General features: G+C 49.3%; 18 protein-coding genes. 8 read left to right on the top strand and 10 right to left on the bottom strand.

Features of this window, described 5'->3' with window-relative positions:
* Positions 1 to 459 precede the first annotated feature (459 nt).
* The 4 genes from ACEPSU_RS10485 to ACEPSU_RS10470 form a co-directional block, all read right to left on the bottom strand.
* Entirely contained in the window at positions 460 to 990 is a 531-nt protein-coding gene (locus ACEPSU_RS10485) for an NUDIX domain-containing protein (RefSeq protein WP_395321491.1), read from the bottom strand.
* 100 nt (positions 991 to 1,090) lie between these two features.
* Positions 1,091 to 1,729 carry a DUF421 domain-containing protein gene (locus tag ACEPSU_RS10480; protein ID WP_020089204.1) on the bottom strand — a complete coding sequence of 213 codons (639 nt, stop codon included), beginning with the start codon at positions 1,727 to 1,729 and terminating at the stop codon, positions 1,091 to 1,093.
* Between the two features lie 3 nt (positions 1,730 to 1,732).
* Positions 1,733 to 2,179 (bottom strand): DUF3290 domain-containing protein, encoded by a 447-nt coding sequence (locus ACEPSU_RS10475; protein WP_020089203.1) that lies wholly within the window; start codon positions 2,177 to 2,179, stop codon positions 1,733 to 1,735.
* Positions 2,180 to 2,230: 51 nt separating this feature from the next.
* A complete protein-coding gene (locus ACEPSU_RS10470; RefSeq protein WP_395321488.1) occupies positions 2,231 to 3,124 on the bottom strand; it encodes a helix-turn-helix domain-containing protein in 894 nt (297 codons plus the stop codon).
* 112 nt (positions 3,125 to 3,236) lie between these two features.
* Here ACEPSU_RS10470 and ACEPSU_RS10465 point away from each other — a divergent pair, with 112 nt between their 5' ends.
* The 4 genes from ACEPSU_RS10465 (at position 3,237) to ACEPSU_RS10450 (ending at position 7,898) form a co-directional block, all read left to right on the top strand.
* On the top strand, positions 3,237 to 4,505 hold the full coding sequence (locus ACEPSU_RS10465) for an MFS transporter (protein ID WP_395361533.1): 1,269 nt from the start codon (positions 3,237 to 3,239) through the stop codon (positions 4,503 to 4,505).
* 164 nt (positions 4,506 to 4,669) lie between these two features.
* Positions 4,670 to 6,004, top strand: coding sequence for a dihydrolipoyl dehydrogenase family protein (locus ACEPSU_RS10460; protein WP_395321484.1), 1,335 nt, complete (start codon positions 4,670 to 4,672; stop codon positions 6,002 to 6,004).
* A 206-nt stretch (positions 6,005 to 6,210) separates the two neighbouring features.
* Positions 6,211 to 7,044 (top strand): hypothetical protein, encoded by an 834-nt coding sequence (locus tag ACEPSU_RS10455; RefSeq protein ID WP_395321482.1) that lies wholly within the window; start codon positions 6,211 to 6,213, stop codon positions 7,042 to 7,044.
* Positions 7,045 to 7,073: 29 nt separating this feature from the next.
* Positions 7,074 to 7,898 carry a hypothetical protein gene (locus ACEPSU_RS10450; RefSeq protein WP_395321480.1) on the top strand — a complete coding sequence of 275 codons (825 nt, stop codon included), beginning with the start codon at positions 7,074 to 7,076 and terminating at the stop codon, positions 7,896 to 7,898.
* Between the two features lie 150 nt (positions 7,899 to 8,048).
* Here the strand turns inward: ACEPSU_RS10450 and ACEPSU_RS10445 are convergent, their stop codons facing one another.
* A complete protein-coding gene (locus ACEPSU_RS10445; protein WP_395321478.1) occupies positions 8,049 to 8,252 on the bottom strand; it encodes a helix-turn-helix domain-containing protein in 204 nt (67 codons plus the stop codon).
* Positions 8,253 to 8,262: 10 nt separating this feature from the next.
* Positions 8,263 to 8,841: a hypothetical protein gene (locus ACEPSU_RS10440; RefSeq protein WP_395321476.1), complete on the bottom strand. Its 579-nt coding sequence runs from the start codon at positions 8,839 to 8,841 to the stop codon at positions 8,263 to 8,265.
* A 144-nt stretch (positions 8,842 to 8,985) separates the two neighbouring features.
* On the opposite strand from ACEPSU_RS10440, the gene ACEPSU_RS10435 reads away from it, so the two are divergent.
* On the top strand, positions 8,986 to 9,183 hold the full coding sequence (locus tag ACEPSU_RS10435) for a hypothetical protein (RefSeq protein WP_395321474.1): 198 nt from the start codon (positions 8,986 to 8,988) through the stop codon (positions 9,181 to 9,183).
* Positions 9,184 to 9,581: 398 nt separating this feature from the next.
* Entirely contained in the window at positions 9,582 to 10,328 is a 747-nt protein-coding gene (locus ACEPSU_RS10430) for an HAD-IIB family hydrolase (protein WP_395321472.1), read from the top strand.
* Between the two features lie 202 nt (positions 10,329 to 10,530).
* Here the strand turns inward: ACEPSU_RS10430 and ACEPSU_RS10425 are convergent, their stop codons facing one another.
* A complete protein-coding gene (locus tag ACEPSU_RS10425; protein ID WP_395321470.1) occupies positions 10,531 to 10,806 on the bottom strand; it encodes a hypothetical protein in 276 nt (91 codons plus the stop codon).
* 167 nt (positions 10,807 to 10,973) lie between these two features.
* Positions 10,974 to 11,252: a hypothetical protein gene (locus ACEPSU_RS10420; RefSeq protein ID WP_395321468.1), complete on the bottom strand. Its 279-nt coding sequence runs from the start codon at positions 11,250 to 11,252 to the stop codon at positions 10,974 to 10,976.
* A 108-nt stretch (positions 11,253 to 11,360) separates the two neighbouring features.
* On the opposite strand from ACEPSU_RS10420, the gene ACEPSU_RS10415 reads away from it, so the two are divergent.
* Positions 11,361 to 11,900: a GNAT family N-acetyltransferase gene (locus ACEPSU_RS10415; protein ID WP_395321466.1), complete on the top strand. Its 540-nt coding sequence runs from the start codon at positions 11,361 to 11,363 to the stop codon at positions 11,898 to 11,900.
* A gap of 1 nt (position 11,901) precedes the next feature.
* On the opposite strand, the gene ACEPSU_RS10410 is transcribed toward ACEPSU_RS10415, so the two are convergent.
* Both ACEPSU_RS10410 and ACEPSU_RS10405 read right to left on the bottom strand, forming a co-directional pair.
* A complete protein-coding gene (locus ACEPSU_RS10410) occupies positions 11,902 to 12,411 on the bottom strand; it encodes a DUF3278 domain-containing protein (protein WP_395323392.1) in 510 nt (169 codons plus the stop codon).
* A gap of 166 nt (positions 12,412 to 12,577) precedes the next feature.
* Positions 12,578 to 13,570 carry a serine hydrolase gene (locus tag ACEPSU_RS10405; protein WP_395321462.1) on the bottom strand — a complete coding sequence of 331 codons (993 nt, stop codon included), beginning with the start codon at positions 13,568 to 13,570 and terminating at the stop codon, positions 12,578 to 12,580.
* A 305-nt stretch (positions 13,571 to 13,875) separates the two neighbouring features.
* Here ACEPSU_RS10405 and ACEPSU_RS10400 point away from each other — a divergent pair, with 305 nt between their 5' ends.
* Entirely contained in the window at positions 13,876 to 15,057 is a 1,182-nt protein-coding gene (locus ACEPSU_RS10400; RefSeq protein ID WP_395321460.1) for a cation:proton antiporter, read from the top strand.
* The last annotated feature ends 53 nt before the right edge of the window (positions 15,058 to 15,110 follow it).

The raw sequence follows: 15,110 nt of genomic DNA, 5'->3' as shown, positions 1-15,110 counted from the left end.
GCGGTAAACCAACCGTGGTTCCTTTTTGCTTGAAGGCCACTATACATCGTGAAATAGGCGATTCAGTGCAGATTTAACCGGTAAACGTTCCAAATCTGACGTGCTAAATCGGAAACTATTTCCTTTTTCAGGAAGACCTGGTATGCTGGTAATCGTTGACATTAGTGACAGGTTATTGTCCGGCCATGGAGTAGGGTCGTTACAATACTGGCAAGGGGAGGCGTGTCTGTGATGGTTCAAATGAGCACTCACGGAATATCACGTTTAGCCGGTATAAGTGAATAGGCGGTTGGCTACTGGGGAGTGGCCAATCGCATTTATAAAGAGGGAACCACGGCACAATGACCGTGGTTCCCTCTCTTGTCAGCTTACGGGCATGGTATTGAATTAAAAAATATGGTCAAAAAAAGGTCGAATCGCTCGGATGCGTTCGACCTCAGATATTGCGCGTGAAGCGTGCTAGTCTTGATGAGTGTTCGCCAATTGTAAATGATTCCAGGCCCGATCTAACTCCGCGGTATAGGGATCGAAGCCAATTTGGTGAAGGTGGGCGTGGGCCGCTGGTTGGTCAAAGAATGCCACCCGTTGTAGCTCATCGTGTTGGACGGTGAAGTCAGTTGCGGCGTGGTCCGTCTGAAACGCAAACCATGCACTGATCCAGTGAGAATGGGGCGCTAACAGGTAGTTGTCGGCCGCTTTCACGGGGATGTCCCATCCGATTTCTTCTGCCATTTCGCGGTGCATCGCCGTGGCAATCGTTTCACCAGCCTGCACGGACCCGCCAACCGAGGAATCCCAGTAGCTGGGAAAGTACAGCTTATCGGGAGACCGTTGTTGCAGAAGGACTTGGCCGCCCGCATTGAAGATAAAAGCATTAACGACCAGATGGTATTCGCCAGGTGCCAACGTCTCTTCGCGTCGGCGAGTGCCAATGCATTGAAGCTGTCGGTTGTAGATTTGCCATTCTTCCAGTAATCGATCTGCGGCCATACGGGTTCCCTCCTCATGCTTATTACATTTAGCGTACCACTTTTAGGGTAAATAAATAACCGGGTAATTGACGTTGTTCACAACGCTTCTGCCGGAGGACCTAGGCTTCATCGTACCGCGTAATTTCGAACTGGTGATTCTCATACTTGGCCATGTAGACATCACGAATGTTTTGGACGCCGTGCTGCTGCAGTTGGGCCAGTAACCAAGTCTCATCGTGATTCATCAGTTCCAACACGTCTTGGTCAATCTGACCGTCAACAATAATTGGGTAGCGGATCGAGCCGTCGCCTTGGCGTAGGACGGTCAGACTACCGTTTTGTTCCACGATGGCCCGTTTAACCTCGTCGATTTGATAGACGCCGGCCGTTCGTAATTTAAAATCAATTTCTTTGGCAGAGAGGTTGGCCTTCAGGCAGTTGTGCACCAATAGTTTGCCGTCACGAATCACCGTGATGGGACCACCGTCAATAAATTTACCGATCACCCGGATATGAATTTTCAAATAACGCGTGACCAGAATGAGCAACGACCAGATCAATAGTACCAGTACGAATTGCAGGAGAGTAACGGCAGAGTTATAGATGACCCCACCAACGATACCCCCTAAGACGTAGTTCTGGACCTGGTCAATTGCCGAGGTGGGGGCTAGATTACCCTTACCGGAAAAGTTGATCAATACCGTCATAAATAGGAAACCAACAACTAATTTAATAAATACATCCGAATATACAAACATGGCCTACTCCTTTACCAGTGTGATCTCAGGATTCTCCAACGTAATCTTTTCCAGCACAAACGCCGAACCATCCGAGTTGTAGTCCAGACGGTAGTAACCCTTGGGTGATTTCACCAGTAGGTCGCTGCCGGTCGTGGTGGCGTTGATGCTGAGCTTACCCGGCTTGACTTTGAGCTGTTTGGCCACTTGCTGGACGGTCGCGGTGATCTGGCCGGTTTGTTTGGTTGCTGACTGGAGCGAGACCAGACTATTGATTTGCAAGCCGAGGACTAGTAATAATAACGTTGCGGTGATAATACTAAGATCTTTATATTTGACGTTCCACTGGTTGCGTAGGTAATGCACGAATAGGCCAATAAACACGATCAACAGGGCAATTAGCAGGCCAATCCGCGCGTATTGCCACGTACTGTGGTGGGTCGTGAGATAGCTATACGTATAGAATGTCATTGTGTTCCCCCTCTAACCATTACTAGAGATTATTTTAGCACAGGCGCACGGTTAACGGTGGTCGCTAATGTTGCGGCGTCGATACTGTTGCGCCCGACCCTCCCAGGCGTGTAATAGGGCGTGAATCCCTAGGTGGAAGCGGGGCGTCGGCATCTGGCGGAGCGCGTCTCCCAAGGATTGTGCCCGAGCGGTCTCGCCGAAATAACTTTCCCAGAGCCACAGCGATAATTGCTGATCGAGGATGCCGTCACTGGTCAAGTGTTCCGTGTGGCCGGCCAGTAATTGTGGTTTGAAGGCCTTGGCTGCAGGGTAGGCCTTCTCGCTCAGCAATTGTTGCAACGCGACCAGATCGAAAGATGCCCGTGAATCCATGACGCGAAAAGGATCGGCTGCCGCTGAAACGTAGCGGTCACAGGTCAGGTGATACTTGCGAATTGTCGCGGCGAGTGGTGTTTGTTTCAGACTCGTCAAGACAATCAGAATGGAACCGAAGTCAATTTCCTGGAGCGTCCAGGTCTTGGTCAGTGCAATCTGTTGCCACAACGTTTCCATCGCCGGGGTGATCGCCATGGTGCGGTGGTCAAAGGCCATTATCAATGTATTGGCGACGACCGCGATTCGCTGTTCTGCCGGGTTTTCGCTGTGAGCGTATTTCGCCGCGAGATGGCTAATCCGGGGGAAGTTCTGCTGATCGTAGGCCAACATGACTTGGCTGCGGGCCAGCTCGGTCGCGGTTGGTTGATAGTCGTTTTGAATGAAACGAAATTCATTGGCACTAACGCCCAACCGGTCCAGAATTGCAAAGAGCTTTTCAGCGGCAATGTCGTGTTGGCCGCTCTCTAGGCGACTCGCAAAGGAGCGGGAGACGATGGCACCGTAGACTTCCTTTTGAGTAAAGCCCTTGGCTTGGCGAATCTGTTTTAAGGTTGAGCCGATAGTGGACATGGGAGGCACTCCTTTCAGGAACGTGGCATATTTGCTACATATTATAAGATTAATTGGCGGGAATTGCGACTACAATAATGAGCAATAATGCAAACGGAAGGGATGATTGCGGATGGCTGACTCCGTTCAAATCAGCAACCGACAGTTGACGATTCAAATCGTCAAGGCGGCAAGTAGCGATATTATTAGTACGCTGGGTGGGGATACCTTTAGTTTTGCGATGGGATTGATGTTACTTCACCGGACGCATTCAGCCATTAGCTTTGGTCTCGGGTCCATCATCTACCCCCTGATTGGCCTCCTACTGGTCATGCCGGTGGGAAATCTCGTGGATCGCCGGCGCCACAAACCCCTGATTCTACTGAGTAAAGCAACGGTCATCGTAGCCTTGGTGCTGTACGCCGTATTGACGGCCAATATCAACGATCCCATGCTACTCGCAATCCTGCTGCTAATCGTCATCGCCTGCTGTGACAAGGTGACCAACACAACGTTTACCGCGGCGGTCCATGAGCTGGTCAATGACAAACACGTTAAGACACTCGCAACCATCGAGCAGGCGGCTACGGCCGGCATCCAGCTGCTCTCGCCGATTCTGGCCGCGGCACTGTACGGATGGATTGGTTTTACGGGCATCATTCGCGTGGAAATTGCGGCGGAGGTACTGGTCCTCTTGATTGCGCTAAGCATGCGCTTCTATCCGCTCCCCGCCGAGGACGTGCCGGCTACAGCTGGCGGCGAGTGGGAACAATTTAAGATTGGTCTGGTCTACATCAAGAATCGACTCACACTCCGATCGGTCGTTGTGCTAGGGGTCGGACTGAACTTTCTACTGAGCTCGATAGATGTCGGCTTACCCTACGCCATCGTGCAGGAGCGGCATCTGGGAAATGCCAACTTAAGTCTGGTCATGAGTGGCTTTGCCGGGGGCGTTCTGGTGGGGAACCTCATTCTCTCCGTATTACCATCGTTTAAGAAAGTACTCCTCGCGGTTCTCCGGCTATGCGTACTGACTGGGGTGGGTATTACCCTGTTGGGCATTATCTTTCTTAGTGCGTTCACTGGTCGTCATCTGGTGGTTGGGCTGATTGTTTGGGCGGTCGCCGTTGGCCTGATCCTCGCCTTTATCAATACGCCGATGTCGGTCTACATGCAGATGACGGTGCCTACCAAGTTGCTTGGTCGGGTGGGGTCAACGTTTAGCACGCTGATGACGCTGGCCTTACCTGCGGGCACCATCGTCTATGGGGCCTTTTTCCAGAACTTTCCAGCCGGACCGGTTTACCTGATTACGGGGCTGTTGGTCATCTGCTATACGGGTTACCAGCTCATCAGGACGCTACGTCGTGAAAAGGTAAATGGGCAAATTGGTCAGGAATAAACCATTTCCGTGCTAGAATTAACCATATAGTTGGGTAAAAGTCAGAGCACCTTGAGCTGACCTGCGTTTGCCCGACGGATAGTGGCCGATTGATAGAATTGCCTTGGCTGGTGTGATACTAGCCGGTTCCTATCAGGTTTTCCAAGAAGGGAAGGTTCGTACAGATGCAAGAGTTCGATATCGTTGTGATTGGTGGCGGCCCCGGTGGATTAGCCGCAGCGTATGGGTTACACGCACGGGGAATGAGCGTTGCTGTCGTTGAGAAGGATCTCTGGGGTGGGACGTGTCCCAACCGGGGATGTGATCCCAAGAAAATTTTGATGGCCGCGGTCGAGACTCAGGGCCATGCAGAAGCCTTGCAAGGCCACGGTCTAACCAGTGTGCCACAGATTGACTGGCCGGCCCTGATGGCGGCTAAACGTGCCTACACGACTAAGATTCCGGCAGGGACGCACGGCGGCCTAGAAGCGGCCAAGGTTGCGACGTTCCATGGCACAGCCAGCTTTAATGCTGACGGCACGTTGACAGTCGGTGATGACCAGCTCAATGCGGCTAACTGGATCGTAGCGACTGGTCAGGAGCCACGGATTCCCGCCATTGACGGGGCCGAGTGGTTGAATACCAGTAATGAATTCTTAGACTTAGATAACTTGCCAGCCGATATTACCTTGATGGGCGCGGGTTACGTGGGTGTCGAGCTCGCATCGATTGCGAATGCTGCTGGTAGCCGTGTTCACCTGGTCCATCACAGCGACCGACCACTGCGCGCCTTTGACGGTGACTTAGTTAACGATCTGTTGGAGCGGCTCAAGGCGGAGGGCGTTGACGTGCAACTGAACACGACGATCACGACCGTTGCCCCTGCCGACGACCAGTTCAAGGTCACGACGGCTGTGGGAGATAGCTGGACGACGGGGATGGTCTTCGCTACCGCTGGCCGTAAGCCAGTCGTGGACGACCTGCACCTGGACCGCGTCAACGTGGCCACAACGGCACATGGTATCACGGTCAATGGCAATCTACAGACCACCAATCCACATATCTTTGCGTTGGGTGACGTGGTCGACCGGCCACAGCCCAAGCTGACGCCGGTTGCTGGCTTTGAAGGCCGCTACTTAACGCAGACGCTGACAACCTGCGATTCACCGGACATCGTGTATCCGACGATTCCTTCAGTGGTCTATGGTAAAGCGCAATTGGCCCAATTGGGGGTGACGACCACTGAGGCAGCACAGGCACCAGATAAGTACCAGGTCAATGCTCTTGATTTGACCCACTGGTACAGTTACCAGCGGATTCAGGACCCTCACGCGAGAATCAAAGTGGTCGTGGATCGGACGAGCCAACACATTGTGGGGGCGGCGGTTCTGAGCAGCGAGGCTGAGCAGGTTATCAACTACTTGGACTTCGTGATCGAGAATCATATGGGTAGCGCGGAGATTGGCCAGACGATTACGGCTTATCCAACGCTGGCTTCGGATTTAACTTACTTCAATTAATAGACTATAGTGAAAAGTTGTCGACATTAGGTGGCAACTTTTTTTGTTTAAGGTTTATATGTAGTTTTTAGCGCAAATGGCCTATAGCAATCTTGCCGCATTTGCGCGACAATGAAGATGTAATCGACAGCAATTTATTTCGGGGATGAATCGTTAGCAATTACATAGATCGGACGTAGATTTTTAAGTAAAGGGGAGATTTTACAATGAAAATGAGCGCAAAGTTAAGCCTCATCATAGTTACCTTGATGATGGGGGTAGTTGGACTGGGAACGCAGGCCAGTGCCAAGTCAGCAACTGTGAAGATCGGCAAGAACCAGGTTCCTCGCGATTATCTTTACACGAGTACGTTCTACCGGTCAACTAAGGCCGTGACGGTCAAGGTGACGGCTAACCATACCGATGGCACCTTTGCATCGAAGACCATCAAGATTCCCAAGAATACGGTCGTTTCTGGCCAGAAGTATCATATTACTAGTAAGAAACAGGCATTGTCGATCAATCACGATAACGAGTTAAGCTATCACGTTTTGAAGACGGCCTTCACGCAGCACCCGAGCTACGTGCCCAGTGTCCGGGATCTCACGGTTAGTCCGGCAGCCTTCAAGAAGGTTAAGCGGCCAGTCTATTTGCCAACTTGGAGTCACGGTGATCTCTACCTTGGGGGCAAGTCGGCGATTGGTAAGCTGACCAGCAAACGGAGGGTTCAAGTCACCTCGGACGGCTATCTCGAAATTCATAAGTACGTGGCAACCACTGGAACGATGACCCCGAAGCCGTTGCAATCGGCCAAGATTAATCGAACTCGGGTGAAAGGGGCCACACGCTACCTGTACTTTGGTCGTAAAATTAAGGGATTAACACTGAAGCACGTGGCCAAGCGTGGCCAGACCCAGTATCGGCTGGCTATGAAGAATTTACACCAACCCCAACATCGGGCGGGCTTTTCGGATGATGATATGCCGGGGGTCTATTACAGCCTGTACAAGTTAGGCAGTCAGACCTACTTCACGCCAATCGCGGATGACACGGCTTACTAGGAGTTAGAGAAAATTCGGAGGAGAACGAAATGAAAAAGAAGATATGGACCGCGTTGCTGGGCATTGCCGTGCTCGGTGGCCTCTGGGGCATGACCAATACAGCGCAGGCGGCCACACCGTATAAAACGGTCAAGCTAAATTGGTATATAGAGACGACGTTATTGCGGTCGGTTAACGCCCAAAAGTCGATTAACATCTGGAATCGCGCGCATACGAAGAAACTGGGTAATTTGAAAACCTATCCCAACGTGACCTGGACCAGTACCGCGCGGCTACATCTCAAGCACGGCAACACTTACTCTTGGTACTACCGGGTCGATGGGCAGATTGGGCGCAATCAGATCAAGCAGGGCTATGTTTGGCACGGCTTCATGGAGGAGGGGCTGGCCAATGATATGTTGACGAGGCGTTACACGGGCTTGTGGCTCTTTAAACGGAATGCGGATTATAATAAGTATGTGAGATTATCGCCATCTCAGGGAACGACGCGAGCAATATTGAAGTTGTTCCCGAATAGCCCGCTGACGCTGGATCTGAGCCAAATCGCGATTATTAAGGATGGTCGCTACAGTTCGGATGACATCGTGTTGCCGGTCATGCACCCGAAGACGGCTAACTATCAGAAGTTAAAGACCTTCCCGACAATTACGAAGTATCTGAAGAAGTCTCGTAACCAGCCAACCGCGACGCGTATCAAGCAGGTCAAAAAGTTATTGGCCGCAGAAGATTACGGTGCTGCCAAGCGAAAGAGCCTGAAAAATTATCAGGTAGGCTTGGAGATTATCGATCACTCGTCTACTAATAAGTATCATGACTACAATGGCTATGCTTTTGTGGTTGCACAGTTGAAGTAGCTTGTGGGCGAACAGGTGCCGAGTAAACCTGTGCTAAAGGAAAGGTAACTGATTACGAAAAAGCGGGCCTGGGATAAGATTCCAGACTCGCTTTTGACGTGCGGATTTTGATAGTCGAAACGTGTGCCGTAAGACAGCTAGGATTGTACGCTAATCATCAACGTATTTCAGAATATCCCCCGGCTGGCAGTCGAGAACTTTGCAGATCTTAGCCAGCGTACTGAAACGGATGGCCTTGGCCTTGCCCGTTTTCAGAATTGAGAGGTTGGCGGGGGTGATGTCGATGGCCGCCGCTAGTTCTCGGCTGGTGATATTGCGTTCAGCCATCACCACGTTTAAGGTTAATTTGACCATGATAGACCTCCTAAATAGTTAAATCATTTTCGGCTTTAAGGGTCAGGGTGTACCGGTAGGCGACGTAGATGACGCCGAAGAAGATAGCCATCCAGACATCGGAAATGGCTGTTGACCAAGTTGCCCCCATGATACCATCATTATTTACAAGGAAAAACCAACTTCGGGTTAATTGATTGCCGCTTGCAAGGAAAAGGTCACCGACAATCATGGCGATTCGAGCAATGAACAGTTGTTTCAGAGCGCCCACGGTAGTGACAGCAAAGTAATCAGCATCGCGAAGATTCGTCAGAATGACGATGAGTGCCTTTAGGTGCTTAATGATTGCCCAAACGAGAATGGCACTCCCCATTAAAATTAGGATGGCGTATGGCCAGCTTGGAAAACTTTGCATCGCTGCAGCTGTGACGGTGTGTTTTCCTGGTAATAGGAGGAAGTTGTCGTTATGCAGAATAGTTTTTGATAGTGTCCCTTTAACAGCAGGGTAAAAGTTGCCTAATGGCAGGATAATCAAAAGATAGGCAAAAACGATACTAATTCTCCCCAGAACAATGACACAGTTAATCCCGAATTTTAACCATTTTGACATGGTTAACATCTCCTTATTGAATTATTCATTTTCAATAATAGCATATCGTTTAACGATAATCAATAATTAAAAAACGATATTTTCACTCTAACTATTGTGCTGAATGGTTTAGAGGTGTAGTCTTTCTTCAGGAGGGGATTGTTAATGATGAATAAAATAGTATCGCTTGAGTATTCTAGTGGGGCCAAAGGGCTGGATGCTGGGATTTATACCTACGAAGTCGATGGGAAAAACATTCTTAAAATAGATTTTCCAGATAGTAATGGCTTTATGGCTGTCCATGAGAAGGATGATAAGACGGTTTACATCAAGGCGGACTACATGAAGTTTACGACTGAATAGAGTTTGGCCTATAGAAAATAATTAGCAGCGATGTATCGCTTGAATTGGCGATGCGTTGCTGCTTTTTGTGTGGAAATGAGGATCGCTGGAAACGCCGTCACAACAATCCTTATAGCGGATTTGGTGTTGCCTGCAACTTTACATTGCTATTCACCTCGGAGTCCCGTATAGTTAGGAAAATTCCTGGTAGCGAGTTGAAAAGCAGTCAGCAAAAATGGCCTTCCTGGAGTGTTGTAGGGAAAGGGTCGTTGTTAACAATCGCTTATAGAATTATCACCATTGGATAAAGGTTTAGAGGAAACGGGTTATCAATCAACTTTGAGAAGCCTGGATAATAACGCAGAATTTGGAAACTTCTCATTTTGCAAGCTACTCGCAAACAAAGGGGATTAATACGCATGAATTATGTATTTGATGTTGATGGAACGCTTAGCTTTAATGGCATAAGCATTGAACCAGATATTATTACAAGCCTAAAAAAACTAGAAAAAATGGGCAATCAAATAATTTTCGCATCTGCGCGCCCTATAAGAGATCTAATACCAATCATTCCAGAATTTCAACATCATATGTTAATTGGTGGAAACGGCGCTATAGTTTCCATAGCAGACACTATAAAAGTTATGTCTCCTATTTCTGAAAACGATTTCGACTGTTTAAAGTGGCTCATGAAGAAATACAATTTGGAATATGTGGTGGATGGAAAGTGGAATTATTCAGCACAAGTTTCTTCAGAAAATGCCATTGTTAGGCAACTTGATCCAGATGGATTGGCAAAGAATGTCCCGATTGAAAAAATTCAAAGTCCTATTAAAGCCATTCTTTTAGGGATAAGCAATCAGCAAATGTCACAGATCACCAATAGAATAAGGTCAAATACCGATTTAGAACTCGTAGAACATAGTGGTGAAGGAAATCTGGACATGACCTCAAAAGGTATCAATAAGAGCAGTACACTAGGCTTACTTGGTATCAATCAATACATTGCCTTTGGTAATGATATGAATGATATAGAAATGCTATCGGGTGCTGTAAAAAGTTTTTGGGTCAAAAGTAAACCTGATTTATCAGCACAAGCGTCAACTTTCGATTTTATTTTAGAACCAAGTCAAGTGTCATCAGCAATTCAAGACCTATGTATTTAATGCGTAGTGCTAGTTTATTCGTAATAGCTCTTTGATAAGACGATATAGGTCAAAGCGGACCATATGAAGTTTACGATTGCGTGGGGTCGAGCCTCTGGAAAATGGTTAGCAACGTGTCGTTTGAATTGGCGAGGCGAAAAGCAGTCAGCAAAAAGCGGCCTTCCCATAACGCTGTCGGGAAAGGTCGTTGGATAAAAATAGCTTATAGAACCATGGTCAAAAGGAGAATACTTAAGCCTGCCTGGAGTACAAAGATTGAGATAGCCTCCATCTCGCGGTAGAGCTGTGCGAAGATGATGCCACTCAGTGTAAGTAACGCTGAGAGGACGAAGATGACGGCAACGGCTGTCCAAATGGTGAACAGAATGTGGTCAGGCACCTGTACGATGGCACAAACTCCGGCTGCTAAAAAAACATAAAAATCCAAGAAGGCAACTTTGAATAGAATGTTCAAGGTTGGATGTAATAATTTACTCATTTTTCCCGACTTCTTTCCGACTAGAATAGTGAAAAAACCTAATGGAACCTAAACTCCGATAATTAGATTATCATTAGAAAATGTATCTATAGATTTAGTTATATCCTTTTTTTAGAGCTAGTCAATAGCAGTATTGCGACGACTGGACTCGAAAATCAGTAGTGTTTTTACGTCATACCGAATCCGATAGTCAGAAGCGTTATCAGTGAAATAATGTAATAGGTGAGTACGAATTTCTTAGCAACTGACTGTGATCGTAGTTTCTTGTAGAGTTTTGTAGCTAGACCGAATACGATAACGATGCTGATACTCCAAAGTAATGCAAACAAAAAGCGGGGTGCGTCGGAGAGTGCGAGCCAATCAGCGATGAGTTTACTGGTGACTGTTCCGGCATCTAGTAATAACGTGAGACTGATCAAGCGAAAGAATTTTGTTTTGAGTGTCATGATAAATGCTCCCCTTTCGGTGGAATGGATGATTATAGCTAGTCACAGTCCTATAATGTGATTGGCAATTATTCTTTGGTATACTGAGAAAAATTGGAGGTGGGGAATATGATGGTAACCTTAGCACCGCTAACTGCAGCGGAGGCACCGGCTTTTTGGCAGTTAGCCTTTAGTGATCCACAGGCCGAATGGCTCAAGTGGAATGGTCCTTATTTTCACGACAAGGTGCCCAGTCGGGAAAGGTTCCTGACCGAGATTGCACCGCAGAAATTCATTGGGAATCCTGCTCGGCAAATCATCAGAGTCGATGGTCGCATGGTCGGAATCGTTTCGTATGATTACGAGGACGGGGCACTTCAGCGGTGGCTCGATTTTGGAATCGTCTTGTATCGGCCGGAAGACTGGCATCGTGGTATTGGCAAACAGGCGCTGACGCTGTGGATTGACTGGCTGTGGGACCACGTTGATTTACCCCATATTGGACTCACAACGTGGTCGGGCAACGTCCGCATGTGTCGGCTAGCCGAAAGCCTGGGCCTGCAACAGGAGGCTCGTGTGCGGCAGGTGCGTTATTGGCAGGATCAGTACTGGGATTCGGTGAAGTATGGTTGCCTGCGTGATGAATGGCGACGGCAAAACGACAACTAAGTTAAGGCTTGTGGCGACGACGGCTTTCAGTGATTAGAGTGGAAATGCCGATGAAAATGGCCAACACCACGGTAACCAAGAAAGTCTTTAGATTTTCAACGGATTTGACGAATGATGTCCCGGAAAGTTGATCGTTAAAGACCATGAGAATCCAGAAGAGGGCGGCATTCTGGAAGGCCTGTTGGCAGGCAAAACGAATCTGGGCCGCCTGTGTTGTTGGTGCTTCGGATTGCGCCTTCAGACCTAGCAGCGTCAGTGATTCCTTGAAGTACAGCCCCCCAATGATGAACGTAACGAGGACATCGCTAATAATGACGAACTGGAATAGCTGGGTGCGGGAGATCCAGGAGGATAATCCGGTGAAAATTAGGCTGGAAATTAAAATGTAGCAGTACAGATAGGTAAAGGCGTTAGCACCAACCTGATTGGCCGCTTGGGACTGGTTTGGTGCGAGGCTCCCCTGTATGTGGAACAGGTGCTTGACCCAACGAATATAGTGGCTGTCTTTCATGATGATTCCCTCCTGACCAGTGCCGGTTCGCAGTGTGGTATTTTGACAAACTGATGGTAGAACCGGCGCGGAACGTGGTCAATTTAGAGGCACAATAGGAAAGGTTAGGTAACCAACACCAAAGAAAATGACCACCGACTAAATTAGTCAGTGGCCATTATGAGATTTATTTGCTGAGCCCCTTAACAATCGCAGGGTCGTAGACGAGTTTCTGAACGCGAGTGGCAATCTTAGCCATTCGAGGAAAACCACTGAAGCCGGCCTGTTCGTGGCCGTGGGTCATGATGACCAGAATATAGCGTTCGCCGTTGGGCAGGGTGACGATGGCGGCATCGTTATTGGTGTCGGCCAGGAAGCCGACCTTGTCGGCAACAACCGTTCCCTTTTTCGCAGCCGCAGCTCCGGCGGGAATCCCCGTACGGTAGACCTGTTGTTTCATCAACGACAGGAGCTTCTGTTGATCCTTAGCGTGACTGAACGGTCCACTCTGCGTGGCAAGGTCCTTCAGTACGAGGGTCAGGCTATAGGCGGTCGTGGTGGCAACTTGGCCACTGACGAAGGTTGGCGAGTAGTAGTGCCGGCTGGCGAGATAATCGTCTAGTGCGACGGGACCGTAAGTATCAATCACGTCTTCAGAGAAGTCATTGGCACTGTTGACGATCATCCGCTGAAAGCCATCTTCTTCGGCGGGCGTCCAGGTGTATAGTCCGGCCGCATGTTGATGAAAGAGGTAGGCCGCAATGTACAACTTGTAAGTGCTAGCCGAGATTTCCGGCGTGTGGGCGTTGGCTGAAGTTGCGAGGGCCCCAGACTTGTAGAATCTGGTGGCTGTTGCCGACTTCGCTGCGGCGCTACCAGCGACCGGTCCTAAATTGTAGAAACTCACGCTGGCGGTGCCATCGGCCGTCACGGATTTTAAGTAGTGATGGAGTTGGTGCTTCACGTGACGTTGTTTTTGGGCAATCTGATGCGCGTTGGCTGGCTGATTTTCCGCCACTGCGGGTTGATTTGTGCGGTTGCGGTGGGCCTGCACCGTAATCAGACTGGCAAAGACAAGCAAGAAGATGCCGAGGCCGGCTAAGATTCTGCGGTTGCGGAGGTAAGGCAGCAACCAGCTAATATGTATTTTGTGGCGGGGTGGCCGGAAAGCGTGTTTCATAACGAGCATCTCACTTCGATTCTGAATTTTTACAGATTTGTCACAGACGTTGGTTAGGTCAAACAGTTTATCTGAGCAAATCAATTGTAATTGAAAGCGTAATCAAAGTTTACCACTAATTGTTAGGCGAAAGTACCAAAATCGGTTGAATTAATTAACGGCGACGATAACCTGATGGGGTAATTGAATTCTTCAATCCGTCATTAATGATTTTGTGCTAGAATTTGACGGCAGTTTGCTCTTTTGTGGGCTGAAAAAGTGGCGTATGATAGAAACTAATTAATTTTTAAGAAGGAGGGACGGGGATGGCTTTTCTCGGAACACTGTGTTTGATTCTGGTATTAACCACGTTGGCGGGAAACTTTGCCAACCGTTTGGGTGTGCCCGCCGTGATTGGTGAGCTGGTCATTGGAATCCTGATCGGACCGGCCATGCTCGATTGGGTGCAGCTTAATAGCCTGGTGAACTTGTTTGCCGATATTGGGGTGGTAATTCTGATGTTTCTGGGCGGCTTGGAAAGTAATTTGGAGTTGTTGATGAAGTATCTACGACCGGCCATTGTGGTGGCGACGCTGGGCGTAGTCTTCCCAATCGCGGTAATGGGTTTGGCTTCCTGGTGGTGGGGCTTCAATGCGCTGGAAGCCCTCTTCATCGGGGTAATCTTCTCCGCCACTTCAGTCTCGATTTCCGTGGCTGTGCTGAAAGAGTACCACGCGTTGTCTACGCGTGAGGGCGCGACCATCCTGGGGGCGGCTGTGGCCGACGATATCATGGGGGTGGTTCTACTGTCCCTGATGATCAGTCTGCTGGCTAGTCAAGGCATCAAGGCCGCGGGTAGTCAGCCCAACCTGGCCGTAGTTCTGATTGAGCAGATTGCCTTCTTTGGTGGGACGTACATATTGGTTAAATGGGTCGCACCGTACCTGATGCACCTGAGTGAACGATTAGTTATGGCTTCCAGTGTGACCATCATGTCGATGGTTATCTGTCTGGGAATGGCCTGGTTGGCCGATATCGTTGGGCTGAGTGGGGCCATTGGGGCCTTCTTTGCCGGCATCGCCGTGGCACACACGCCGTACCGGGCCGTCTTGGCCGATCACGTGGAGCCACTGGGAAATGCCATTTTTATCCCGGTCTTTTTCGTCAGTGTGGGGTTGAATATGACACTCGACCACATGGCAGAGAATATGGGGATTATCGTGGGGCTGACCGTCTTAGCTTGCCTGACCAAGCTGGTTGGTTGTGGCCTCGGTGCGCGGCTGTGCGGGTTCTCCTGGACCAGTAGTAGCGTGATTGGAACCGGGATGATTGCGCGCGGCGAGATGGGGCTGATCACCGCTCAGATTGGGCATCAAGCTGGTCTGCTAGGGGATGTCAACTACTCCGCCATGATTCTGGTAATTGTGCTGGCGACGGTTCTGGCGCCATTGTTACTGAAACAGACATTAAAACGTATGCCCAAAGCAACCGCAGCGGCAGTCGACTGAGTAAATCGTCCGGTTGGCGATTAGTCCGTGGTTCGAGCCATTGCGTGGCTAAA

The sequence above is a fragment of the Levilactobacillus parabrevis genome (assembly GCF_044051715.1).
GTDB classification, from domain to species: domain Bacteria; phylum Bacillota; class Bacilli; order Lactobacillales; family Lactobacillaceae; genus Levilactobacillus; species Levilactobacillus parabrevis.
The sequence above is the reverse complement of the archived record's forward strand: the minus strand, read 5'-3'. Positions and strand labels throughout refer to the sequence as shown.

Excerpts from the sequence above, each read along its gene's own strand:
- ACEPSU_RS10485 (WP_395321491.1), bottom strand. The coding sequence starts at position 990 with ATGGCCGCAGATCGATTACTGGAAGAATGGCAAATCTACAACCGACAG.
- ACEPSU_RS10480 (WP_020089204.1), bottom strand. The coding sequence starts at position 1,729 with ATGTTTGTATATTCGGATGTATTTATTAAATTAGTTGTTGGTTTCCTA.
- ACEPSU_RS10475 (WP_020089203.1), bottom strand. The coding sequence starts at position 2,179 with ATGACATTCTATACGTATAGCTATCTCACGACCCACCACAGTACGTGG.
- ACEPSU_RS10470 (WP_395321488.1), bottom strand. The coding sequence starts at position 3,124 with ATGTCCACTATCGGCTCAACCTTAAAACAGATTCGCCAAGCCAAGGGC.
- ACEPSU_RS10465 (WP_395361533.1), top strand. The coding sequence starts at position 3,237 with ATGGCTGACTCCGTTCAAATCAGCAACCGACAGTTGACGATTCAAATC.
- ACEPSU_RS10460 (WP_395321484.1), top strand. The coding sequence starts at position 4,670 with ATGCAAGAGTTCGATATCGTTGTGATTGGTGGCGGCCCCGGTGGATTA.
- ACEPSU_RS10455 (WP_395321482.1), top strand. The coding sequence starts at position 6,211 with ATGAAAATGAGCGCAAAGTTAAGCCTCATCATAGTTACCTTGATGATG.
- ACEPSU_RS10450 (WP_395321480.1), top strand. The coding sequence starts at position 7,074 with ATGAAAAAGAAGATATGGACCGCGTTGCTGGGCATTGCCGTGCTCGGT.
- ACEPSU_RS10445 (WP_395321478.1), bottom strand. The coding sequence starts at position 8,252 with ATGGTCAAATTAACCTTAAACGTGGTGATGGCTGAACGCAATATCACC.
- ACEPSU_RS10440 (WP_395321476.1), bottom strand. The coding sequence starts at position 8,841 with ATGTCAAAATGGTTAAAATTCGGGATTAACTGTGTCATTGTTCTGGGG.
- ACEPSU_RS10435 (WP_395321474.1), top strand. The coding sequence starts at position 8,986 with ATGATGAATAAAATAGTATCGCTTGAGTATTCTAGTGGGGCCAAAGGG.
- ACEPSU_RS10430 (WP_395321472.1), top strand. The coding sequence starts at position 9,582 with ATGAATTATGTATTTGATGTTGATGGAACGCTTAGCTTTAATGGCATA.
- ACEPSU_RS10425 (WP_395321470.1), bottom strand. The coding sequence starts at position 10,806 with ATGAGTAAATTATTACATCCAACCTTGAACATTCTATTCAAAGTTGCC.
- ACEPSU_RS10420 (WP_395321468.1), bottom strand. The coding sequence starts at position 11,252 with ATGACACTCAAAACAAAATTCTTTCGCTTGATCAGTCTCACGTTATTA.
- ACEPSU_RS10415 (WP_395321466.1), top strand. The coding sequence starts at position 11,361 with ATGATGGTAACCTTAGCACCGCTAACTGCAGCGGAGGCACCGGCTTTT.
- ACEPSU_RS10410 (WP_395323392.1), bottom strand. The coding sequence starts at position 12,411 with ATGAAAGACAGCCACTATATTCGTTGGGTCAAGCACCTGTTCCACATA.
- ACEPSU_RS10405 (WP_395321462.1), bottom strand. The coding sequence starts at position 13,570 with ATGAAACACGCTTTCCGGCCACCCCGCCACAAAATACATATTAGCTGG.
- ACEPSU_RS10400 (WP_395321460.1), top strand. The coding sequence starts at position 13,876 with ATGGCTTTTCTCGGAACACTGTGTTTGATTCTGGTATTAACCACGTTG.